This window comes from Salinibacillus aidingensis (assembly GCF_055393355.1).
On the sequence record NZ_AP043759.1, the window covers coordinates 722,326 to 744,657 of the forward strand.

Below are 22,332 nucleotides of genomic sequence, written 5' to 3' on the forward strand. Positions count from 1 at the left end.
TGGGGGGGTGTTATTTATTAGGGGAATCTTGAAATGGATAATTTCAGGATAGGTCTTTCTTTTATCACGCATTAACTGACCGTAAAACCCCCACTTATGGAAGTTTCACTTTATCACGCATTAACTGGCCGTAATACCCCCCTTCAAGTTTTGAGGGTACACCCACAAGGCTAAGTGGGGATAAACGGCCAGTAAATTCCTGATAAGTTCAACTAACCATCAGTGGGGGATGGAAAACCCCCCACTGATGGAAGTTTCACTTTATAAGAGATTTCTTTTACGATAGAATAAGTGATAAGAATGGTTTACAATCGTTTGAATTGTACATATAGAAAGGACGACAGCATCAAATGAAAAATCAATCAATTGTTTTTACCGGGGGCGGAACAGCTGGTCATGTAGTCGTCAATTTAGCACTGATTCCGGAGTTTATAAATGATGGCTGGGATGTTCACTACATCGGTTCGCATCAGGGAATTGAACGGGAGCTTATCAGTGGTATGGACGGAATTACGTACCACGCTATTTCTACGGGAAAACTCCGTCGATACCTTGATAAGGAAAATTTTAAAGATCCATTTCGGGTTTTAAAAGGAACCTGGCAATCGTTACGAATTTTATCGAAAGTGAAACCACATGCGGTTTTTTCAAAGGGTGGGTTTGTTTCGGTTCCGGTTGTAACCGCCGCCAAACTAAAAGGGGTGCCTGCGATTATCCACGAATCGGATTACACCCCGGGACTTGCGAATAAGCTTGCTTTCCCATTTGCCAGAAAAGTGCTGGCTACGTTTCCGGAAACGATGAAATATTTACCGGAAAAGAAAGCAGAATGGGTCGGAGCGATTATTCGTGAGGAACTGTTTGAGGGAGATGAAACAAAGGGTCTGAGGCAATGTGATTTCGTTAAGGATAAACCGGTTATTCTCATCATGGGTGGAAGTTCTGGATCACAGAAATTAAACGACATTATCCGGAATCATCTGGATACGTTATTGGACAGATTTCAAATCATTCACATCTGCGGGAAAGGAAAAGTGGATTCTTCCATTCATCGATTTGGGTATGAGCAGTTTGAGTATGTACAGGATGAGTTGAAAGACCTGATGGCTGCAGCTGATTTAGTGGTCTCTAGAGCTGGCTCCAATTCTATTTATGAATTTTTGGCTCTTAAAAAGCCGATGCTTCTAATTCCCTTATCCCGGCAGGCAAGCAGAGGGGATCAGATTTTAAATGCGAATTCCTTTAGAAAACAAGGGTTTGCCCGCGTCATTGAGGAAGAGGAATTACACGAAGAACGGTTCCTGAATGAGCTTGAACAATTGTGGGCAGAAAAGGAAACTATTATCGACAAAATGAAGGCCTATAAAAGTGAGAAAACGAAGGAACAGGTTATACAAATGCTTAAGCACATCAAGTGAACAGTTTTTCAGGGAGGAGATAAAATGACAGCTATCCATTGCCATTACTGCAGCAGAAAGATTCGTGACCGGGATGAGCTGGTTACGGCATCAAAGTGGTTTCGGTTGAAGGCTTTTCATTACCAATGTTATCAGGACTTAGAGCAGGAAGCAGTATTGGTTAGCAATGTCTGGGTTCCTGTAAACGGAATGTCAGGTAATATCTCCTCTGGTTTGATGCTGCTATTATCGATTTCGATGCTGACGGCAAATACATGGGGATTTATAGGGGATGCTATAGGTGTTATTGCCCTATATCAGGTGATTTTACGAATTCTCTCCTTATTGATTATTGAAATTCGGCTGCCTAACTATGTTGAAAATAAAAAACCTCTGGATAGAGGATAATAGAAGTCCTTGAGTTTGCGTTTCTTTTCTGAAAAAATTATGATCAAATTAGAAGCTAAGAAAGGAGATGTTGGCATGAGCCTAACCAGTACTTCAACATTAAATAATGGTGTTAAAATTCCGTGGGTAGGTTTAGGTGTTTATAAAGTTGATAAGGGTGAAGTTGCTCTGGACACCGTGAAATCTGCTCTTGATCTTGGTTACCGCAGTATTGATACAGCATCTTTTTATGAAAATGAAAAAGAGGTAGGCCAGGCGATTCGTAATAGTGGATTGAGTCGGGAAGATATCTTTGTTACGAGTAAAGTGTGGAACACAGAACAGGGATATGAAGAAACATTAAAAGCCTTTGATGATAGTCTGAATAAGCTTGGGCTGGACTATCTGGATCTGTATTTAATTCATTGGCCTGTACCAGGTAAATTTAAGGATACATGGCGAGCGCTTGAAGAGGTTTATGAGCAGGGTAAAGTGCGCGCGATTGGTGTGAGTAACTTCCAGATTCATCATTTAGAAGACTTAATGAAGGATGCCAAAATTAAACCTATGGTCGATCAGGTCGAATTTCACCCGCAGCTTTATCAAAAGGATTTATTAGATTTCTGCAAGGAAAATGAAATTCAGCTTGAGGCTTGGGGACCTTTAGGCAGAAGTCGTTACCTGGATGATCCTGTCTTAAATGAGCTTGCAGATAAATACGGGAAAAGTCCCGCACAAGTGATGCTTCGCTGGCATCATCAGCATGAGATTGTCATTATACCAAAGTCGACAAAGCCTCATCGCCAAAAAGAAAATGCGGACATATTTGAATTTGAGCTATCGGAAGAAGATATGAGAAAAATTGATGAGTTAAATCAGGATAAGCGAACAGGCAAGCATCCTGATGAATTTCCTTATTAAGATCAAAGACATCAGCTCCAATTAAGGGCTGATGTCTTTTTATGTAGAAATTTCCCGGGAAATATACAAGACTTAGTAGCCGTTGACAACAAGATCCAGTTTTCCGGTATGAGGATCAATGACCAATCCATGCACAGGTATCGTTTCCGGAATCAGTGGATGATTGTTTAGAATATCGACACTATTTTTTACATTATCCTCTACATTTGTAAAGCCTTTTAAGAATTCCTTTGCATCTGTATTTTGATTATTTTCAAATGCTTCAATCTGCTCCCTGGATATTCCTCTGGTCTCCAGTTTTTTAACTAAATCATCCGGGTTTACCTTTCCCATGCCGCAATCATGATGACCAATCACCATTACTTCATCGGCATTTAAGGCATGAATACCGACTAAAATACTTTTTACCGCACCGTCTGTAGGGGATGAAACCATAGCTCCGGCATTTTTTACTAACTTCACATCTCCATTTTTGATATTAAGTGCCTGGGGTAGAAGCTCGACCAGTCTGGTATCCATGCAACTTAAAATCACAACTTTTTTATCAGGCAAACCATCCGTTTCATAAGGCTCATATTGCTTGTCCTGCACAAAACGATTATTAAATTCAAGAATTTCATCTAATAACATAGTAAATCCTCCTTATCGTTTTCATACTTATTAAGGTACTATGAAAAACCATTGCTTTAAAGTCTTATTCTTAAAATACCCCCAAAGGACTCATTGAAAACCCTGATTATACTTTTACATACAGAAAAAGCAGGAGTAACATCGGCTCATGTGATCAATAAGTTTTACTAAATATGAAATGCTGGAAAGGGAAATGGGAATAGTAAGGAAGAGTATAAAGAAAAAAGGAAGCATATATACGATGAAAATGCAGCTGATTGAGGCTTATATCCCTAAAAAGCATTATGAAGAGACCAATCGTGCTTTACAGGAGTTTCCCCATCTTTCTTACAGGACATTTAAAGAAGATGCGGACATGATGCTCGTCCGTATCATCACGGAAAGCGGCCATGTTGAAGATATTTTAAACTATCTGGAAAATGAAACAAATGTGGATGAAGGCTTTGAAACGATATTACTACCGGTTCAAACCTATATCTCGAAGCAAACGTTAGAAGATAAGAATAACGAAAAAGAAAATGAGGAAGATTCAAAGCTGGTGAGAGCAAGTCGTCAGGAATTGCTTCAAACGATTGAAAAGAACAGTTCGGTTACTCTGAACTATACATTGCTCATTATTCTATCAGCCATTGTGGCCACAGTGGGATTTATTAAAGATAGTGAAGCTGTTGTTATTGGAGCGATGGTGATTGCACCGATGATTGGTCCGATAATTTCTGTAGCATTTTCTGCTATACTTGGGGATTACCCAAGGGTAGGGCGTGCATCTCTGACCTTTATACTTGGTTTTGCAATTGTTATTGGCATTTCGATAGGGTTTAGTTATCTGTTTGAAATGGGTACAGAAAACAATCAATACATTGCCCGAACGGAGGTAACCCTGTCTGATTTTTTTCTTGCGCTTGCTTCTGGTGCAGCAGGTGCATTATCCATTTTAAACCGTCTTTCTGGTAATCTTGTGGGTGTGATGGTTGCAGTTGCTCTGCTTCCACCTACGATTGCTATTGGCATATCAATCGGACAGGCACTGTGGATGGATACACTCGGTGCGTTATTGCTCGTGACCGTAAACACAACTTGTATCCTGCTGTCAGCGATTACCATTTTTTCAATCAGCGGGATCCGTCCTGTCCGATGGCGTGAGGTACAAAAGGCTAATGTGTCCAGAACATTTTCATTTATTTTTGTCGGAACTATTGTAGGAATTCTCGTTCTGGTTATCCTGGTTGGTCAGGGGATAAAATTTGAATAATCCCCTGCTCTCAGGAGATGCGGCAGAAAGGATTTTCTAACAATAAGATGAACTGGTTATTGAGGAAGGTCAAAGTCTGTTACAATAAAGGAATCAAGATACTTATTACAAAAGAGGTGTAGCTGCATGACATTAAAGATTACGAAAGAAGCTGCTAATTGGTACATAGATGAAATGGATCTGGAACAAGGAGATTATCTTCAATTTTTTGTTAAGCTTTATGGGGGAATTCCTACCATATTTCCAAGTTACTTTTTAGGTGTAGCTGAAGGCATAGACGGAGAAATAGCCATTCAGGAAGATATGGAAGGCATTCATTTTTACATCAACAATCAGGATAAATGGTTACTGGACAATCATGATTTAACGATAGAACTGGATGATGATGAACCTAAATTTATATTTGAGGAGCGGTAATCATACACCTTTCAAACTCTTGTTTGAAAGGTGTTTTTTTAGTGACCTGGGAAAATATGAATTATTAGCGAAACTTTCTTCAACTCCGTCTTTCTTCCTATTTTTATTTTTAATGGAAATTTCTTTCTTTTTTACTGTTGACTTAACTTTTTGAAAACTATATAATTTATTAGCAATTAAAATTTTTAGGAAAAGGAGGTCACGAGAGATGATTAGGAAAATGAAAATGGATGTCTGTCATTTAAGTATGCGACAACAGCGTTATGATTTCAGTACTTTACGAACTCAATATAACCGTAAAACCGTGACCTCTTTATTATCGTGTATAAAGGGATAGGATATTTTTTGTCTTTTTTGGATGTACAGGATGGGTAAATAATATCAGGTCACGGAAGGTCCGTGATTTTTTTATGCAGCTTATTTTAAAGTGAGCAGAAACACAAATGTTCAGATGATGTCAGGATTCTGAATATTTGTCTGCGCATACGTCACGGCGTATGCGCATTTTTCATTTTAAATACCTGTTTCATTTATCACGATAATGGGTTTTATGCAGGAAGGAAGTGGAGAAATGATTAAGTTTCGATTACAGCTATTTATGAAACGAGAAGGAGGCAGACTGATGATTCAATTGTCCTTTCAATTGTTAGGCAAGGAACGAAAGAGGATAGAAAGTGGATAGCGGAAATGGCTAAACTCTTTAGTAAACAACAATGAAGGGATGAGTGAAATGTTTAGTGTATTTAAGAAATTATCCTGGTATTTTAAAGAGCAGTGGCTCCGGTACACAGTTGCTATTATTGCGCTAATGATGGTGAATCTGCTTGAACTATTGCCGCCTAAGATTATTGGGCTGGCCATTGATGAAATTCAGTATCAGACCTTAACCAATGGCCGTTTAGCTGAGTTAATCCTATGGTTAATGGGAGTTATTCTAATGAGTTATCTGCTATCATTTTTTTGGGATTATACGTTATTCGGCCGTTCCATATTGCTGGAAAGAAGGCTGCGGTCCAATCTAATGGGTCATTTCCTGAGAATGACCCCACGATTTTTTGGTCATTATCGCACCGGAGATCTGATGGCCAGGTCAACCAATGATTTGAAGGCGATTATGATGACCGCAGGCTACGGCATTTTAACGTTGGTGGATTCAACCGTTTTTATGAGTTTTATTATTGTGATGATGTTTTTTACAATCAGTGCCAAGCTTACCTTGGCTGCTCTGATTCCTTTGCCAATTATGGCGTACATCATCCATAAATATGGAAGACGAATTCATACCCGATTCAGAAAGGCTCAGCAATCCTTTAGTGATTTGAATAATTATACGCTGGAATCCGTAAAAGGGGTTCGTGTGACAAGGGCCTTTGTACAGGAACGGGAGGATGAAAAGCGATTTGCCGACATGACTGAGGATGTTTATCAGAAAAATGCGGATGTAGCCAAAGTGGATGCATTTTTTGAACCAACCATTAATGTACTTGTAGGGCTGTCCTACACGATTGGAATTGGTTATGGAGCTGTTATGGTGTTTAATCAGCAAATTTCCTTTGGTGATCTGGTCAGTTTTAACGTGTATTTAGGGATGCTGATTTGGCCTATGATTGCAGTGGGTGATTTGATTAATGTTATGCAGAGAGGAAATGCTTCCATTGATCGTGTGGAAAATATCCTGGACCAGGAGCCCGATGTCCATGATCCTCCGAAGCCAAAGGTTATCGATGTACCTGAAAAAATTGAATTCAAAGATGTTTCATTTCAATATCCGGATACAGAAAGTCACCAAATCCGTAATATGAACCTGACAATCAATCGTGGACAGACCATTGGTATTGTTGGAAAAACAGGCTCAGGAAAAACTACCTTAATGAAACAGCTCCTCCGTCAATATGAGCCGCCAGAGGGACAGGTGCTGATTAATGGAATCGACATACAGGACTTCAGCCTGGACCAGACAAGGGCATGGATAGGCTACGTGCCACAGGATCATATGTTATTTTCTAAAACGATCAGAGAGAACCTGTTGTTTGGCAGTGAGCCAAAAACAGATGACGAAATTTATCAAATGCTGGAGCAGGTAGACTTGAAGGAGGACTTAAACCAATTCCCTCAGGGGCTGGATACCCTTGTAGGGGAAAGCGGGGTCACATTATCAGGTGGCCAAAAGCAACGGGTTTCGTTAGCACGGGCCTTACTTATGGACCCGGAAATTTTAATTCTGGATGATACGCTATCTGCTGTTGATGGGAAAACAGAAGCTACGATTATTTCACATTTAAAAGACGAACGTAAGGGAAAAACAACCATCATATCAGCTCACCGCTTATCCGCGGTTAAGCATGCTGAAGAGATCATTGTACTGGATCAGGGAAGGATTATAGAACGAGGGACCCATGAAGATCTTATCAAGCAAAACGGCTGGTATAAAACTCAATATGAGATTCAGCAGATGGGGGAGGTGTAAGGAATGAAAGGTTCTACGGAAAAACGACTCTTTCAATATGCAATGACAAGTAAGAAGACGATTACCATTGGGATCATCTGTTTAATCATTTCAGTAGGTTTGGAGCTTACAGGGCCATTTATAGCAAAAATCGTTATTGATGAACATATTGTAGGCATTTCAAATCCAGACATGGAGCCCGTCATTAAATGGCTGAGTCTGTATATGGGGCTTCTTCTCTTTGCTGCTTTTTTTCAATACTTTAAAACGTACTTATTACAGATCTCAGCTAACAAAATTATTCAGAGAATGCGTAATGACGTGTTTGGTCATATCCAGGAATTGCAAATGGACTACTATGTTAATCGACCAGCAGGAAAAACGGTAGCCAGAGTGACAAACGATACAGAAGCGATAAAAGAACTTTATATGAAGGTTCTTGAAACCTTTGTAGATGGTTTTGTCTATATGGCGGGAATATATGTCGCTTTATTCCTGCTAGATGTCCGATTGGCTGCCATCTGCCTAATTCTCATTCCGCTTATTTATATATGGATGCGTCTCTTTAAGGTTTACGCCGGAAAGTATAACCGGGTGATCCGCTCAACCGTCAGTGAAATTAATGCCAATATTAATGAACTGATTCAGGGAATGCCTGTTATACAGGCCTTTCGTCGTACAAAAACTGCAAAGAATGAATTTGAAGAGTTAAATGAGCGAAATTACCGTTATCAAATAAAAATGAATACATTGACGGCTCTGACATCATTTAACCTCGTTAAAATTTTACGGGGTGTCGCTTTTATGAGTATTATATGGTACTTCGGCAGTCACTCCATGTCAGGAACAGCAATGGTTTCAGCTGGGGTTCTATATGCATTCGTTGATTATATTACAAGGCTGTTCGAACCTGTAAACCAGATTGTCAGCCAACTGCCGCAACTGGAGCATTCTCGTGTAGCGGGGGCAAGAGTATTTGAATTAATAGATATACCGGGAGAAAAAGTTGAGGATAAGCCGATGCCGCCACATTCGGGGGATGTGAGATTTCGCGATGTATCTTTTGCTTATAAAGATGATGAATATGTTTTAAGGAATATTGATTTTTATGTGAAGGCGGGTCAGACTGCTGCATTTGTCGGGCATACCGGTTCAGGGAAAAGTTCGATTATGAATTTATTATTCCGATTCTATGACCCTCAGTATGGAAGGATTGAAATTGATGGCAATGATACAACGTCATTTTCACGGCAGCAAGTCCGTCGTTCAATAGGAATTGTGCTGCAGGATCCGTTCATATTTACCGGTACGATTCTTTCCAATGTAACCTTGAATGATCCTTCCATTAGCAGGCATAGAGCAATTGAGGCTTTAAAAGCTGTTGGGGCTGATACATTTATTGAGAAGCTCCCTAATCAGTATGATGAACCTGTCCGGGAGAATGGAAGTGAATTTTCAACTGGACAGAGGCAGCTGCTTTCCTTTGCGAGAGCATTGGCATTCGATCCGGCTATTTTAATTTTGGATGAAGCAACAGCAAATGTTGATACAGAAACGGAAGGCCTGATTCAGGAGGCCATGAAGGTGGTACAAAAAGGGCGAACAACGTTAATTATTGCCCATCGTTTATCCACCATTCAGCATGCAGACCAAATTTTTGCTCTGGAACGTGGTAAAATAGTAGAGAAGGGAACTCATGAAGAACTGATTCAGCACCGTGGGAAATATTATGAAATGTACCAGATGCAGCATGGAAATCAAATGTTACCATCGATATCCTAAGTCAAATTTGTCATGCAAAGGGGCATTCGCATGGATGATGAGAAACAGAAGCCTGAGACGTTAGATGAGAAGGATTTATACGAAGAGCTTGAACCTGAAGAGGTTTATGAGATTTTACAGGAAGAACGCAAAAAAGCCTATCAAAGGGAAAAGCAGGAGGAAAAGCCAAAACGTCCATTTCCGAAATGGGCGTTTTGGATCATTGCTGTTTTCATGCTGATAAGTGCTTTGCAATTTTTACCAAAGACTTTTTCCTTATCCATTATTGACTTTCTTCAGACATCTGCTAAATTATCTACAATGGATGAAATAGATACGTACCAGGAATCCGTGGTTGTTGTAGAAACCGGAGAAAGCAAAGGTACAGGATTCTCTGTTTCACCAGACGGCTACATCTTAACCAATCATCATGTCATTGATGAAGGCCCTCACTTAAATGTTGGATTTCCCAATGCAGGAGTATTTGAGGCGGATATTGTAAAAGCCTATCCTGAAATTGATCTGGCCCTATTAAAAGTGGATGGGGAAAACCTCCCTTATTTGGAGTTAGCGCCATCCGCATCATGGAAAGCCCAGGATCATATTTATTTTATAGGAAACCCTCTTAATTTTAATGGGATTGCGAATGAAGGAAAGATACTTGGACGAACGTCATCATCCAGTATTGAGGGTGATGCTATAATGCTGCAGGCCCCTGTATACAATGGGAATAGCGGAAGTCCTGTCATTTCAATGGACGGGAAGGTGATTGGAGTCGTTTATGCAACTACAAATAATACCAATTATGGTAAAGTAGGACTGGCGATACCGATCGAAAAGTTTTATCAGCAGAAAGAAGCACAATACTTTCTTAAATAAATAAAAGATTACGGTCATTTAGTAACGGTGTTTATCGAATATTTTATTAGGTCTGGAGGTGATAAAGGTTGATCGAACGCGTATTCAACAGGAAAAGAAACATCTCCTTGGAAGACCAGGTACTATCTGCTCAAAAAGGAGATGAACAAACACGAAATGACCTTCTTAAAAAGTATCAACCTTTTATCGCCAAGACGGTTTCCCAAGTTTGTAAAAAATATATCGACCCTAAGTCAGATGATGAGTTCAGCATCGGTCTAATTGCCTTTGATCAGGCCATACAGACCTACTCCACTGACAAAGGAAGTTCCTTTCTCTCCTTTGCCAAGGTTGTTGTGAAAAGAAAGGTAATTGACTATTTACGCAGTGAACAACGAAAGCAGACGGATTTGTCCATTGATCAGGACTATGAAGATGAAGAACAAATGGAAAATCAACTGGAAGTTCAGGTTGCCACGAATGAATACATTCAGCAATCAGAAGCATGGCAAAGACGTGAAGAAATTTTGGAATTCCAGAATCAGTTAAGGGAGTATAAGATTTCGTTTGATGAATTAACCAACCACTCACCCAAACATGCAGATGCCCGACAGTCAGCGATTGAAGTTGCTAAGATTATTTTTTCTGAAGAACCTTTAAGGAACTATGTTTTTGAAAAGAAACGGTTACCGATGAAGGATCTGGTCGATTATGTTGAAGTAAGTCGAAAAACCCTTGAGCGAAACCGGAAGTATATTCTGGCTATGTTTATCATCCTGTCCGGTGATTACATTTACTTAAAAGATTATTTAAAGGGGGTGGATCTATGAAAAAGGGCCTGATTGTACAAAGAAAACGCAGACATGTCATTGTAATGGGGGCTGATGGCAGCTTTCATAAAACACGTACTAAGGAACATTATGAAATTGGAGAAGAAATTGAGTTTAACGATCGCTCTATTCCTTTTTTGGATTCGATCCAAGCACTCGTTAACATCCGTCGTGTGTCGGCGGCAGCTATCATTTTATTGCTAATTTTTGTGCCTGTCATGATGATGAATCAGCCCCAGGAAGCCTATGCCTATGTTAATGTAGATATTAACCCGAGCATTGAGCTGTCCGTTAATGAAGATCTTGAAGTAACGGATTTGACCCCAATTAATCAGGAAGCCAGGCAGGTTTTGGATCAGTTAAAGGGTTGGAAAGGTCAGTCTGTAGAATTGGTTACTCACATGATTATTAACCAGACTCGGACAATGGGATATCTGAGTACTAATCACGATATCTTTATTGGAATCAGTTATCTGAAAGACCATAAAAAGGAAAATCGGGATATCTCTGCAATGATTCGTTCCTATGTCAGTGATCAAAAGGACGATGAGGTAACATTAAATACATTTGAGGTTCCGGAGCAGATCCATCAGAAAGCTCAGAAAGAAGAGGTATCGATGAATGAACTCTATGCACAGGAAATTGCCAAAAAGCAGAGTGAAACCTCGAACACATCAGACAGTGAAAATGAGCAAAGCGATCCAATGGAATCAGCAAATACCAGTGATCATGAAGAAAATAAGAGAGACGATCAGCAGAATAACCGAGAATCTCAAAGCAATAAAGTCCATCAAAAATTAATTGAAAGGTTTATTGAGGAAAAAGACTTCATTCCTCCTGGTCTTAAGAAGAAGATGGACGACGAATCCACGGATAAAGGAACAGATAAGGAATCAAGAGCTTCTGATTCAGAAAACCACAAGGAAAAGGATTCAGATTCCAAGCCAAAGGACCACGGGGAAATCGATTCAGAGGAAAATGAAGATTTCATACCACCAGGCCTTAGAAAAAATGATAAAAAGGTCCCACCTGGTCATCAAAAAAATCCTCCTGGTTTAGAAAAAAAAGAGGAGAAGAATCATCGTGGTCCCCCACATCAGCATAACAATGAGGAGGATCAGGAATGGACTCCCCCTGGATTAAGATAACGGAATATAGGTATAAAGTCCTATTATTTTCATCCGACATCCTTACTACATTTTAGTAGGGATGTTTTTTTATTTTTATTTTTATAATATTTATCTTCCACTAGTATTATTTGCGTTATATAATAATGGGGAATTTAAAAAAAGGGGAGTGCGAGATGGAACAAACACAATCAAGCAAAAAGAGGGTTATTCTTATTACCTCTATTGTACTCGTTGTAGTGATTGGCGCTATAGTGGCTTTTGCTTACAATAAAGTTACGCAAAACCCGCTGGTTCAGTATGCCAATGCAGAGAAGAAAACCTTTAATGAGGTGTGGGACTACTATGAAGAGTATTATGGAGATTCACAGAAATTAAGTGAACGATTACTTGAAGAAGCCTATGAGTCTTCATCTGAATTTACTGCCAGTGTCGAAGTGCCTGCTCAACTGACAATGGTTCAGCCGCAACTGGCTATGGTTCAGCAGCTGATCGATTCAGCAGCTCTATCTACGGATGTTAAGGTGAATCCGGATTCCAATGAAACCTATGCTGGTCTGGATGTTACGATGCAGGGTGAAAGTTTATTGAATGGTCATTTATATCAGAACGAAGAGAATACTTCCCTTCAGGTACCGGATTTGTATGATCAATATTTTTCCGTAAACAACAAATCATTAGGAGAGGAACTCGAAAAGCAGGGGATTCAGGACTTCCCTTATGACGAGGTACCTAACTTTACAGAAATTATGAAAAATTCGATGACACCTGAAGAAGTCAAGGAAATGGCAAAGGAATATTTGGGATTAGTCACTGATCAGCTCTCTGAAGAAAAGGTCAATGTAACGGAGAACGAAGAGTACAAGGATTCTACTTACACAAAGCTTGCGGTTCATTTCACAGAGGATGAAGTTCGTCAGATTTTAACGGATATCCTGACCAAAATGAAGGATGACGAACGCTTCAAATACCAGTTTGGTTCGACAGAGCTTCAAAAGGAAGAAGTTGACCGTCTGATAGGAGAAGTAGAGAATTTAAGTCTGCCTGATGGATTGGATTATGAAGCTTATATGTCAGGAGATACGGTGGCTTACCGTAATCTTTCCTTTAATGCTGCCGATCAGGCTGAAGTAACCATCAATATGGATACAATTGTGAAGGATAACAATGAATATGAATTTAACATTGGTGTTGAAGGTGTTCCGGATAATGGAGAAGGAGAATTCCTCGTTCAGTATACAGAGGATGGAAAACCTGATGGGGATGCCTATAATGTACACCATGTCTTTAATATTACGGCATCTGATGCTATGCAGGATATAGATGCTTCGATTGAGGCTGATTCTGTACTCAAAGAAAATACATGGGAGAGTCAATTTCACTTAGTTGTTAATCAGCCGCAAATGACCCAGATTCCTGATATCAGCGGTCATATCAATACTAGCAGTACGAACGAAGAAAACGGTGGAAACAGCGATTTTGAATTTGGGCTTGATTTCTCTATGGAGGATCCAAATGCCGGAAACATCACAGGTGGAGTAACGATTAACGGAGAAACAGAATATTCCTTTACGGATGATTTGGAATTTCCAACCGTTGATGAAAATAATTCGGTTAATGTTGTAGAACTGTCCGATTCAGAGTGGCAGCAAATCGGTATGGAAATACAGCAAAATGCAATGGAGCATTATCAATCCCTATTAGGTGGTGGATTTGGCAGCGGAATGATGCCTGGTAATTTCTAAAAATTTGGATTAAAATTAGAATATTGAATTAGTATCTAAAGGAGCGGGTTGTATTGATCTGGACATTGTTTCGATATAAATGGAAAAGGATCATGAAGCAACCTGCTCTTTTTTTATCTATTATGTTTTTTCCTTTTTTATTTATCGGCTTCTTTTTATTTTTCATTGCTCAAACCATAGATGAAAGTACAGATAAAATTCACGTTGCTATTGTTGATGAAGATCAGACATTCGAAACGAAAACGTTAGCGAATCAGTTACAGGCGGAGGATGCTCTGTCTGAGGTGCTGCGGATGAAATCATTAGATGAGGAACAGGCCAAACAGGAACTTGCTGCCAATAAAATAACAGCTGTCATCTATATACCTGAGGGATTCACTGCTGACCTCAGAACAGGAATAAATACACCTATTCAAGTGACGACGAATAACCAGAATCTATTCTCATCCAGTATGGTCAGACTGCTTTTAAATAGTGGAGCACAATATATATCAGCGGCTCAGAGTGGTATAAATACACTGTATGATTTATATATACAGGATTTGCCGCCGGAAGAAGACCCGCAGAGTATGCTGCAGCAGATGATTGTGAACTATACACTGTTTGCGCTTAATCGCAATGACTTATTTGAAACTGAACAAGTGGAGTCAGGGGCACATATAGGATGGGAGAATCATGGTGTTATTGCTTTTTTATTAACCAGTATACTTATTTCTGCACTATTTCTTCAGATTTTTACACACAGAGAAAGTAGTCAGGGATTGGAAGACCGTATGCGAACGCTTGGATCAACTTCCTTCACTTTTATGTGGAGTCAGTATATGTATTATGCCGGGTTTCTATTTGTAAATGTGAGTATACTCAATGGTGTCGTTTTTGTTCTGACCGATCTCGACTGGCTTCTTCATGGCTTAACCCTTATCACATGGCTGATTGTCAGTCTTATTACAGCTCTTTTCCTCTGTTTCCTGGAATGGTACCTGGCCAACCAGACTACCCGGACCAATATTTTTTTATTGCTGGTTTCTGCCGGACTCCTAATAAGTGGTGTCTGGATTCCCGTTATCTATTTGCCTGACTGGATTGAGCAAATTCTTTCCATCTCACCATTTCATCATATATACCAGGCATTTGCAGGAATGATCAATTTTGGGGAAAATCCCTTTGACCACTGGGGTTATCTGCTTGCAGGGTGGCTCGTTTTTACAGTTGTACTTATGACTGGAATATGGAGAAGGGAGCAGAAAAATGGGTACATATCTTTTCCTTTTAAATAAGCTAATTCATCAGAATAAATGGCGATTCTTTTTTATTATCTGTTTTCCCTTCTTTTTATGGTTTATTGTGCTTCCCTTCGTAACAGATACACTGGATGAAAGTGATATTCCCATCGGCTGGGTGACGAAAGAGGATTCGGAAACCTTAACAACCATTGCTGAAAGAATCCAGGAACACCCCAGAATAACCATTATTCAAATGACGGAAGAGGAAGCCTATCGGGGTGTGAAGCGTAAAGATATTGAGGCAGCATTTATTCTCAGTGACAATTTTCAGGAACAGATTAAGGCTGGTAAAGTAGATGAGTTAATCACCTGGATTCGTTCAGAAGAGTCTTTTTTTGATTCTTTTGTTAAAGAAAAAGTCGCATCGGAGGTTATGCGATTCGCCTTAAGCAGCAAAGCAGCCAATGATGTGATGATGTATAAAGGATTAACAGACAAGCAGCATTGGCAAACGGCTTATCAGCATGCAGAGCAGTATTGGGAACCGGAACCCTTGTTTCAAATGAAATTCACGCCATACTCATCTGAAGAAGCTGCTTCCGGGAATGAAAGTTCTGTTCTGCCAAAAGGATATGCGGCTCTTTTTGGCTTCTGGATGTGGTATGCATGGATGATTTTTGCTGTTTTACTGCTCTCATTATATAAGTGGAAGAAACAGGGAATTTTAGCCAGACTTCGCATACACCATGGGAGTCTCGTTCCTTTTTATACGCGTTTTTATTTTCTCACTGGCGGATTTGTTCTATTTCTCTTTTTGGCGTTAAGTTATCTTTCAAGTCGGTCACTGGAGGCATACGGTTATTCCTATACAGACTTATTATTCCCTTCTGTTATAATTCTGGCTCTCATTTTGATTTTAACCATTAGTATTACATATATAGTAAGGAAACCGTCTGTATTTTTGCTGATTTGTATGTTGTTTTCCATGATGTCTTTATTCTTTTCATTTCTGACATTTGTCTCAAATGAACCAAATACCTGGAGGATTATTTTTCCTCATACATGGCTTTATCAATTAATGTCTCAATAAAGTTGCTCTGGTAACGATTATGAAAAGGTGCGGATGTAATGTGATTGAAATAGAGCAAGTGGATTATTCTATAAAGAAAGAGGTCATTCTAAAGGATGTGTCGGCAACCATCCAGCAGGGAGAATCCATTGGTGTTATAGGTCCCAATGGTGCCGGAAAATCAACCTTTTTGAAAATTATCGCCTCCATTGTAAAACCTTCCAGTGGTAAGATTTATTATCAAGTAAATGCTTATGAGGAAAAAATAAAAGAACTAAGGAAAAATATAGGGTATATTCCACAGGATATTGCTTTATTTGAAGATTTAACTGTATATGAACAAATTACATTTTGGCAAAAGGCTGCGAGGCAAAAGGTTTCGCGAAACAATGTGAGCCAGGTGGTGGAGGCTCTTCACTTGAATGAAGTAAAGGATCAAAAAATAAAAGCATTATCCGGTGGATGGAAGCGAAAGATAAATGTAGGAATTGGGCTCCTGCACCAACCTGAATTTATCTTATTGGATGAACCAACGGCAGGTGTCGATCTTGCTGCAAAGGACGATTTGATTCAGTGGCTAAAGCTGTTACATAATGAAAGGAAAACCTTGTTAATCATTAGCCATGACTGGGATGTTTTAAATCGTCTGTGTGATAAGTTGATGATTTTTCAGCAGGGACGATTGTTATTTTTTGATGAAGTTTCAAGACTGAATGAATTTGAACAGCAGGCTATAAGGAATGGATCCTCTGAAGAATTGAGGAAAATATTAAGGCTAAGATAGTTGAGACAATAGGAGTGTTTGAACATGGAAGGACAAGTGGCTATTGTTACTGGTGCATCCAGAGGAATTGGAAAGGAAATCGCAAGGCAACTCGCTGAACGGGGAGTTAAACTGTCTATTTTGGGCAGTTCAGAACAAATTCATAAAACCCGAAAAGAGTTAACCGATCAGGAGCTGGAAAATATTCTCTCTTTTAAGGCAGATGTTGCAAAAGAATATGAAGTTGAACACGTAGTTGAAGCAACGAAAAACGCTTATGGAAGAGTCGATATGTTAGTCAACAATGCGGGAGTAGGACTGTTTAAACAAGTCGAGGATGTAACCCTTGAAGAGTGGAAAAAGACCTTTGAAGTTAATGTGCAGGGTGTGTTTCTGTGCACAAAAGCAGTACTTCCTTCTATGAAAAGACAGCATTCAGGAACGATTATCACAGTTTCATCAGATGTTGCAAGATATACAATTCCAAACGGCTCACTCTATACGGCCACAAAATATGCCGTTCAGGGCTTCATGGGTTCTATTTCCCAGGAAGTACGGGAGCACAGGATTCGTGTGGGAACCGTGAATCCCGGAATGGTGGATACATATTTTGCCGATAGCAGACAGGGTGACCCATCCAAAGAAGACTGGCTCAAAGTTCAGGATATTGCTCAGGCGGTTCTTTACATGGCCGAGGCACCCGACCATATGATGATTGATGAATTGCACCTTCATCCATTTGCGCAGGATTATCCACGTTCGTAATTTTAGAGCAGGTGTCTGAAGTGAAAAATGTAAAATAAAGAGAGGGGATATCCCCTCTCTTTATACATAATAAACAGGTGTATCCTGTGTGATGGCGTGTTCTAAATAATGAATCAGATTCTGATGGGAGCCAACAATCGTTGTTTCATCATACCCATAATGATAGGCATGTAAGAACGTTTCAATTTTTTTCGATAAAAAGTCGTCATCGGTTCTTACCATTAAGACGAGCAGGTCATCCCATTGCCCCCACAAAGTAAAATACATCGCTTTATCGTAATCGACCATATTCATCACAAATTCCCCCCGTAAAAAAGGGTTCGGTTTTAGTGTGACACAATAACCACCTTCACTTACATGGCCTTTTTTGGATATAGAACCAATTATGGTTTTGGAAAATCCTGAATCACATAAACTCCGGAAGTGCACAAATAATAAGTTTGTACCATCCAAAAAAGGAGGCCATTCCATTGAATAAAATAAAGTTAATGGGAGCAACTTTGCTGACAGCTGTAACCATTACCGGATGTCAGGGTGGCGATGAAACCGGTCTTGGCAATAATGGAGATAATGGACTTCAGCCAGTAAGATATAACAACACAACAGATATCGCTCCTAACCGAGAGCGTATCAATATGGATGGTCGTGATTTAGGTCCCCAATACAACAATGATAATAATGAGAACATTGATAACGGAAATCAGGACAATATTAATGGTCAGTTTAATAATAACGACAATAACGACACAGCCCGTAATATGAATAACACTAATGATAATAACAATGGCAACAACAATAATACAAACGATCATGACCAATTCGATGTAGCGGACCGGGCAGCAGACAGAATTACTGATGAAATTCAGGAAGTGGACCAGGCATACGTTTTTGCCGGTAATGAAAATGCTTATGTAGCGGTAGCCTTAGAAGGAAACCAGAACGAACAGGTTTCTGATCAGCTGAAACGCCGCGTATCCAAGGTTGTAAAAGCAACAGATGAGGATATTAACGATGTATTTGTTTCCGCAAACCCTGAATTCTTTAACCAGGCAGGAGATTATGCTGACCAGATCGAAAATGGGGACCCAATTGAAGGACTATTTAAAGAAATGGGAGATATGTTCCAACGTATTTTCCCAACAGATAATGATCAATAATGATAAAGCGAAGGGCTATACGCCCTTCGCTTTTTCTTACCCAAATTTCGCCAATTTCATAAAAAACTTCGAAAGCTAAGACTCCCTTCTTCATATACTGTAGCAATCATCGATTAAGGGAGAGGTTTCATGTTGAAGACGGAATATACAAGTTTAGAGAGGGCAATCGATGAAATTACAGAGATAGCGGAAGGGTTTGGCCTGGATTTTTATCCGATGCGGTATGAAATTTGTCCAACAGATATTATTTATACGTTTGGTGCTTACGGTATGCCCACGCGTTTCTCACATTGGAGCTTTGGAAAACAGTTCCATAAAATGAAGCTGCAGGAGGAACTGGGCTTAAGCAAAATTTATGAATTAGTCATTAATTCCAATCCATGCTATGCATTTTTATTAAATTCGAATAGTTTAATTCAAAACAAGCTGATTGTTGCTCATGTTTTAGGGCATAGTGATTTTTTTAAAAATAACTTACGGTACCAAAATACTGGGGAAGATATGGTGGAAAGTATGGCGGCAACTGCTGATCGTATACAGGCGTATGAAAAGCAATATGGGAAGAAGGATGTGGAAGCTTTTTTGGATGCGGTATTAGCGATTAATGAGCATATTGACCCGTCCTTACTTAGATCAGAAGGTGAAACAGACGAATCTCCGGAGCATGTTTTCCAGCCTAGACAAAGAATAGAAAATGACTATGATGATTTGTTTGGGATTGATCCCAATGAAGAGTCTTTTAAAGAAGAAGCAGAAAGTCGTTATAAGAAAATCCCGGAGAAACCGGAAAAGGACCTGCTATTATTTATTGAAGGTCACAGCAGGGAGCTTGACGATTGGCAGCGTGATATTCTAACCATGATGCGTGAAGAAATGAAATATTTCTGGCCCCAGCTGGAAACGAAAATCATGAACGAAGGCTGGGCTTCCTACTGGCACTCCCGAATTTTACGTGAATTAGATTTGTCCAGTGATGAAACCGTTGAATTTGCCAAACTTCATTCAGGGGTTACGGCACCCTCTAGTACATCTATAAATCCTTATCGCTTAGGGATCAAAATATTCGAGGATATTGAACAGAGATATAATCATCCAACCGAAGAAATGAAACATCGGGGCGTTAAGCCAGGTTCAGGCCGGGATAAACTATTTGAAGTCCGGGAGATTGAGTCGGATATTTCCTTTATTCGTAACTATTTAACAAAAGAAATTGTGGAAGAGGAGGATTTATACCTTTTCCAAAAGCAAGGAAGAGAGTATAAAGTCGTGGATAAGGACTGGACAGAGGTCAGGGATCAGCTGATTGCTATGCGGGTAAACGGAGGCTTTCCTTATATTACCGTAGAAGATGGGGACTATTTACGTAATGGTGAGCTTTACCTCCTTCATCATTATGAAGGAGTCGAATTGGATCTTAATTACCTGGAAAAAACGATGCCTTATATTTATCAGCTATGGGGCCGTACCATACACATGGAAACCATCGTAGACGATCGCATCACTGTATTCAGCTGTGAAGGCGAAAAAGTCAAGAAGCGCTATATATGAAGAAAAGCGGAAGCGCCCGTTTGCCCAGTTCCAGGGCCTTCCGCTTTTCTGTGTCCAGCTGCGGCTCCCAGGCCCAAGCGGTCATAAGCAGAATACCCTGCATGGCCAAAAAGCGGCCACTCCGGATATTCTGCTTATGCCGTCGGACCTAAACAGTCGCCTCCGCTTTTCCTGGCACCTAACTTGATTTTCTCCAGTTTTCTTCCTGATCTTTTGTGGTTTTTCTGATATTTGTGATCCACGCTTTATCCTCATCCATCATTTTCTTGGCTGCATAGATTGTAAAAAACTGAACGATAATAATTGGAATTCCCATCAAGCCGGACAGAACTTCCAACGGTGGTAATCCACCAATACGCATTAATACCAGGGCAAAAATAGTAACCACGGCGGCAACGATGAGACGTAAATATTTTGATGGCTCAGACTTACTCATATTCCGCAGACCTGTGTATGATGCAATGGTATAGGTTGTTGAATCAAGGGTTGTGGTCATAAATATGATAGCCACAATCATGAATACGGTTATAGTTACGGTTGATAATGGCAAGGAGGATAAAATGGCCGGTATGGCTGCCATTGCATCCTCTGTCACAATGTCCAGCACGGCAACTTCACCGGTTAAATACCGATGTACACCCAGTCCGCCCAGTACACCAGTAGCGACCCAGGAAATAAGCATAGGTGCAAAGAAATATGTCAAAATCATCTCTTTAATCGTTCGGCCCCGGGAAATTTTTGCGGCAAACACACTGTGCAGCATCGCCCATGTAGCACTGTATGCAAACCAGAATACGACATTACTTTCAATATACGTCGTTCCTTCTAAATCCAATGCATTTGTGTAGAAGGACAAGTCTATATAATGAGAGAGTAAAAACCCGACACTTTCCGTGAAATAATTCAGGATAAAAACTCCCGGACCTATCATCATAATAAACAGGGCAAGCGCACCCGCAAGATAGATATTTAATGTACTTAACCGTTTAATTCCTTTTTCAATTCCCAGATAAGCACTTAAGGAAAACAAGACGACCCATACAATGGTTACCGTTAATGTAAGGCCGTATGACTGTTCAATATTCAATAATGCAGCTAAATTGTATGTGATAATCGGGGCCCCAAGCCCAAGGGTTACAGCAGCTCCGGCCAAAATACTTACGAGAAAGATGATATCCAGAATTTTTCCGCCAAGCCCATCGGTAAACTTATCTCCAAAAATACTCCGGCAGGCCTCTGAAATCCTCATTAACGGTTTTTTTCTTACGTGAATGATGTATCCAATTGCAGGTGCTGCCATTACGAAAATCGCAAATACCTGTATGCTCCACATGAACATACTGTAAGCATTTCCCCACAATAAGGCTTCTGAAGAACGAGGATCAACACCACTCGGTGGATCGATTGCAACCTGTGTCCATTCAATCATTCCGGTACGCATAATCGTCGAACCAAGCCCCATAGCAATCAGAATTGAGGCATATTCAAATAAAGAAAAACGGGGCTTTTCCATCGGATCTCCTAGCACTACATTTCCATACTTGGAAAAAGCAAAATAGAAACCAGCAGCGGCCAGGATGATGGCATACCAGATGTAGCCCGATTTAAACACACGGACAACCTGATCAAAAATCTGATTTAATAGTTTAAGAGATTCGTCTTCATATAAAGCAAAGGGAATAGAAATCAAAACCATAATAACGATTGATGGAATAAAAATTCGATGATCAATGAGCTTAAGGTTTTTGGTCTTTTTATTTTCCATATCCATACCCCCATTACTGTGTTGAATGATTATACAAACAAACTCGTATGGGCGTACATATAAAAAATATTAGACAGACGAATCTCTCATTAAAGAGAGGGAAAAATTCACTTATTTTCCTTAGGGCCGTTTGGGGTAGCTTCCTAATTTGACTAACAGCACCACCCCTCATATAAATATGCACGCCCATCATACAAGTCAAAATTTTCCCGCAATTGATATTTTAACATATATTTAAAAAGAACTGCCTGTAATCTGCAGTTAAAGCCAC

21 protein-coding genes are annotated in these 22,332 nt (G+C 39.8%); 18 read left to right on the forward strand and 3 right to left on the reverse strand.

Going from position 1 to position 22,332, the window contains the following annotated elements:
* Positions 1–350: 350 nt before the first annotated feature.
* The 3 genes from ACZ5OK_RS03985 to ACZ5OK_RS03995 are packed head-to-tail and all read left to right on the forward strand — an operon-like array spanning position 351 to position 2,705.
* Positions 351–1,418 (forward strand): undecaprenyldiphospho-muramoylpentapeptide beta-N-acetylglucosaminyltransferase, encoded by a 1,068-nt coding sequence (locus ACZ5OK_RS03985; RefSeq protein ID WP_343839443.1) that lies wholly within the window; start codon positions 351–353, stop codon positions 1,416–1,418.
* Between the two features lie 24 nt (positions 1,419–1,442).
* Positions 1,443–1,805, forward strand: coding sequence for a hypothetical protein (locus ACZ5OK_RS03990; protein ID WP_343839446.1), 363 nt, complete (start codon positions 1,443–1,445; stop codon positions 1,803–1,805).
* Positions 1,806–1,844: 39 nt separating this feature from the next.
* The gene (locus ACZ5OK_RS03995) at positions 1,845–2,705 is read left to right on the forward strand and encodes an aldo/keto reductase (RefSeq protein WP_464758464.1); all 861 of its coding nucleotides are present in this window, start codon (positions 1,845–1,847) and stop codon (positions 2,703–2,705) included.
* Between the two features lie 72 nt (positions 2,706–2,777).
* Here the strand turns inward: ACZ5OK_RS03995 and ACZ5OK_RS04000 are convergent, their stop codons facing one another.
* Positions 2,778–3,335 carry a beta-class carbonic anhydrase gene (locus tag ACZ5OK_RS04000; protein ID WP_343839451.1) on the reverse strand — a complete coding sequence of 186 codons (558 nt, stop codon included), beginning with the start codon at positions 3,333–3,335 and terminating at the stop codon, positions 2,778–2,780.
* Between the two features lie 241 nt (positions 3,336–3,576).
* Here ACZ5OK_RS04000 and ACZ5OK_RS04005 point away from each other — a divergent pair, with 241 nt between their 5' ends.
* The 13 genes from ACZ5OK_RS04005 (at position 3,577) to ACZ5OK_RS04065 (ending at position 17,591) form a co-directional block, all read left to right on the forward strand.
* Positions 3,577–4,587: a TIGR00341 family protein gene (locus ACZ5OK_RS04005; RefSeq protein ID WP_343839454.1), complete on the forward strand. Its 1,011-nt coding sequence runs from the start codon at positions 3,577–3,579 to the stop codon at positions 4,585–4,587.
* Positions 4,588–4,713: 126 nt separating this feature from the next.
* The gene (locus ACZ5OK_RS04010) at positions 4,714–5,004 is read left to right on the forward strand and encodes a HesB/YadR/YfhF family protein (RefSeq protein ID WP_343839457.1); all 291 of its coding nucleotides are present in this window, start codon (positions 4,714–4,716) and stop codon (positions 5,002–5,004) included.
* 208 nt (positions 5,005–5,212) lie between these two features.
* Positions 5,213–5,341 carry a hypothetical protein gene (locus tag ACZ5OK_RS04015; RefSeq protein ID WP_343839460.1) on the forward strand — a complete coding sequence of 43 codons (129 nt, stop codon included), beginning with the start codon at positions 5,213–5,215 and terminating at the stop codon, positions 5,339–5,341.
* A gap of 393 nt (positions 5,342–5,734) precedes the next feature.
* Positions 5,735–7,471 carry an ABC transporter ATP-binding protein gene (locus tag ACZ5OK_RS04020; protein WP_343840269.1) on the forward strand — a complete coding sequence of 579 codons (1,737 nt, stop codon included), beginning with the start codon at positions 5,735–5,737 and terminating at the stop codon, positions 7,469–7,471.
* Positions 7,472–7,474: 3 nt separating this feature from the next.
* On the forward strand, positions 7,475–9,232 hold the full coding sequence (locus ACZ5OK_RS04025; RefSeq protein WP_343839463.1) for an ABC transporter ATP-binding protein: 1,758 nt from the start codon (positions 7,475–7,477) through the stop codon (positions 9,230–9,232).
* Between the two features lie 30 nt (positions 9,233–9,262).
* Positions 9,263–10,090 (forward strand): S1C family serine protease, encoded by an 828-nt coding sequence (locus tag ACZ5OK_RS04030; protein ID WP_343839466.1) that lies wholly within the window; start codon positions 9,263–9,265, stop codon positions 10,088–10,090.
* A 68-nt stretch (positions 10,091–10,158) separates the two neighbouring features.
* The gene (sigI, locus tag ACZ5OK_RS04035) at positions 10,159–10,899 is read left to right on the forward strand and encodes an RNA polymerase sigma factor SigI (protein ID WP_343839468.1); all 741 of its coding nucleotides are present in this window, start codon (positions 10,159–10,161) and stop codon (positions 10,897–10,899) included.
* Positions 10,896–12,047, forward strand: coding sequence for an anti-sigma factor domain-containing protein (locus ACZ5OK_RS04040; RefSeq protein ID WP_343839471.1), 1,152 nt, complete (start codon positions 10,896–10,898; stop codon positions 12,045–12,047). Before sigI ends, ACZ5OK_RS04040 begins: the two co-directional genes overlap by 4 nt.
* 155 nt (positions 12,048–12,202) lie before the next feature.
* Positions 12,203–13,771: a DUF6583 family protein gene (locus ACZ5OK_RS04045; protein ID WP_343839473.1), complete on the forward strand. Its 1,569-nt coding sequence runs from the start codon at positions 12,203–12,205 to the stop codon at positions 13,769–13,771.
* A gap of 122 nt (positions 13,772–13,893) precedes the next feature.
* Positions 13,894–15,048: an ABC transporter permease gene (locus ACZ5OK_RS04050; protein ID WP_343839476.1), complete on the forward strand. Its 1,155-nt coding sequence runs from the start codon at positions 13,894–13,896 to the stop codon at positions 15,046–15,048.
* Complete coding sequence (locus ACZ5OK_RS04055; RefSeq protein ID WP_343839478.1) at positions 15,020–16,084, forward strand: ABC transporter permease; 1,065 nt, start codon at positions 15,020–15,022, stop codon at positions 16,082–16,084. The genes ACZ5OK_RS04050 and ACZ5OK_RS04055 overlap by 29 nt, the downstream gene beginning before the upstream one ends.
* A 40-nt stretch (positions 16,085–16,124) precedes the next feature.
* Positions 16,125–16,847, forward strand: coding sequence for an ABC transporter ATP-binding protein (locus ACZ5OK_RS04060; protein ID WP_343839480.1), 723 nt, complete (start codon positions 16,125–16,127; stop codon positions 16,845–16,847).
* A gap of 24 nt (positions 16,848–16,871) precedes the next feature.
* A complete protein-coding gene (locus ACZ5OK_RS04065) occupies positions 16,872–17,591 on the forward strand; it encodes an SDR family oxidoreductase (protein ID WP_343839482.1) in 720 nt (239 codons plus the stop codon).
* Positions 17,592–17,651: 60 nt separating this feature from the next.
* Here ACZ5OK_RS04065 and ACZ5OK_RS04070 read toward each other — a convergent pair whose 3' ends face one another.
* Positions 17,652–17,885 (reverse strand): YhdB family protein, encoded by a 234-nt coding sequence (locus tag ACZ5OK_RS04070; protein ID WP_044161153.1) that lies wholly within the window; start codon positions 17,883–17,885, stop codon positions 17,652–17,654.
* A 176-nt stretch (positions 17,886–18,061) separates the two neighbouring features.
* Here ACZ5OK_RS04070 and ACZ5OK_RS04075 point away from each other — a divergent pair, with 176 nt between their 5' ends.
* Both ACZ5OK_RS04075 and ACZ5OK_RS04080 read left to right on the forward strand, forming a co-directional pair.
* Positions 18,062–18,748, forward strand: coding sequence for a YhcN/YlaJ family sporulation lipoprotein (locus ACZ5OK_RS04075; protein WP_343839487.1), 687 nt, complete (start codon positions 18,062–18,064; stop codon positions 18,746–18,748).
* Positions 18,749–18,877: 129 nt separating this feature from the next.
* The gene (locus ACZ5OK_RS04080; protein WP_343839490.1) at positions 18,878–20,296 is read left to right on the forward strand and encodes a SpoVR family protein; all 1,419 of its coding nucleotides are present in this window, start codon (positions 18,878–18,880) and stop codon (positions 20,294–20,296) included.
* 178 nt (positions 20,297–20,474) lie between these two features.
* Here ACZ5OK_RS04080 and ACZ5OK_RS04085 read toward each other — a convergent pair whose 3' ends face one another.
* On the reverse strand, positions 20,475–22,061 hold the full coding sequence (locus ACZ5OK_RS04085; RefSeq protein WP_343839492.1) for a BCCT family transporter: 1,587 nt from the start codon (positions 22,059–22,061) through the stop codon (positions 20,475–20,477).
* Positions 22,062–22,332 lie beyond the last annotated feature (271 nt).

Bases quoted from the DNA above. Each gene is read 5' to 3' on its own strand.
- ACZ5OK_RS03985 (WP_343839443.1), top strand. From the start codon at position 351: ATGAAAAATCAATCAATTGTTTTTACCGGGGGCGGAACAGCTGGTCAT.
- ACZ5OK_RS03990 (WP_343839446.1), top strand. From the start codon at position 1,443: ATGACAGCTATCCATTGCCATTACTGCAGCAGAAAGATTCGTGACCGG.
- ACZ5OK_RS03995 (WP_464758464.1), top strand. From the start codon at position 1,845: ATGATCAAATTAGAAGCTAAGAAAGGAGATGTTGGCATGAGCCTAACC.
- ACZ5OK_RS04000 (WP_343839451.1), bottom strand. From the start codon at position 3,335: ATGTTATTAGATGAAATTCTTGAATTTAATAATCGTTTTGTGCAGGAC.
- ACZ5OK_RS04005 (WP_343839454.1), top strand. From the start codon at position 3,577: ATGAAAATGCAGCTGATTGAGGCTTATATCCCTAAAAAGCATTATGAA.
- ACZ5OK_RS04010 (WP_343839457.1), top strand. From the start codon at position 4,714: ATGACATTAAAGATTACGAAAGAAGCTGCTAATTGGTACATAGATGAA.
- ACZ5OK_RS04015 (WP_343839460.1), top strand. From the start codon at position 5,213: ATGATTAGGAAAATGAAAATGGATGTCTGTCATTTAAGTATGCGACAA.
- ACZ5OK_RS04020 (WP_343840269.1), top strand. From the start codon at position 5,735: ATGTTTAGTGTATTTAAGAAATTATCCTGGTATTTTAAAGAGCAGTGG.
- ACZ5OK_RS04025 (WP_343839463.1), top strand. From the start codon at position 7,475: ATGAAAGGTTCTACGGAAAAACGACTCTTTCAATATGCAATGACAAGT.
- ACZ5OK_RS04030 (WP_343839466.1), top strand. From the start codon at position 9,263: ATGGATGATGAGAAACAGAAGCCTGAGACGTTAGATGAGAAGGATTTA.
- ACZ5OK_RS04040 (WP_343839471.1), top strand. From the start codon at position 10,896: ATGAAAAAGGGCCTGATTGTACAAAGAAAACGCAGACATGTCATTGTA.
- ACZ5OK_RS04045 (WP_343839473.1), top strand. From the start codon at position 12,203: ATGGAACAAACACAATCAAGCAAAAAGAGGGTTATTCTTATTACCTCT.
- ACZ5OK_RS04050 (WP_343839476.1), top strand. From the start codon at position 13,894: ATGTTTTTTCCTTTTTTATTTATCGGCTTCTTTTTATTTTTCATTGCT.
- ACZ5OK_RS04055 (WP_343839478.1), top strand. From the start codon at position 15,020: ATGGGTACATATCTTTTCCTTTTAAATAAGCTAATTCATCAGAATAAA.
- ACZ5OK_RS04065 (WP_343839482.1), top strand. From the start codon at position 16,872: ATGGAAGGACAAGTGGCTATTGTTACTGGTGCATCCAGAGGAATTGGA.
- ACZ5OK_RS04070 (WP_044161153.1), bottom strand. From the start codon at position 17,885: ATGAATATGGTCGATTACGATAAAGCGATGTATTTTACTTTGTGGGGG.
- ACZ5OK_RS04080 (WP_343839490.1), top strand. From the start codon at position 18,878: ATGTTGAAGACGGAATATACAAGTTTAGAGAGGGCAATCGATGAAATT.
- ACZ5OK_RS04085 (WP_343839492.1), bottom strand. From the start codon at position 22,061: ATGGAAAATAAAAAGACCAAAAACCTTAAGCTCATTGATCATCGAATT.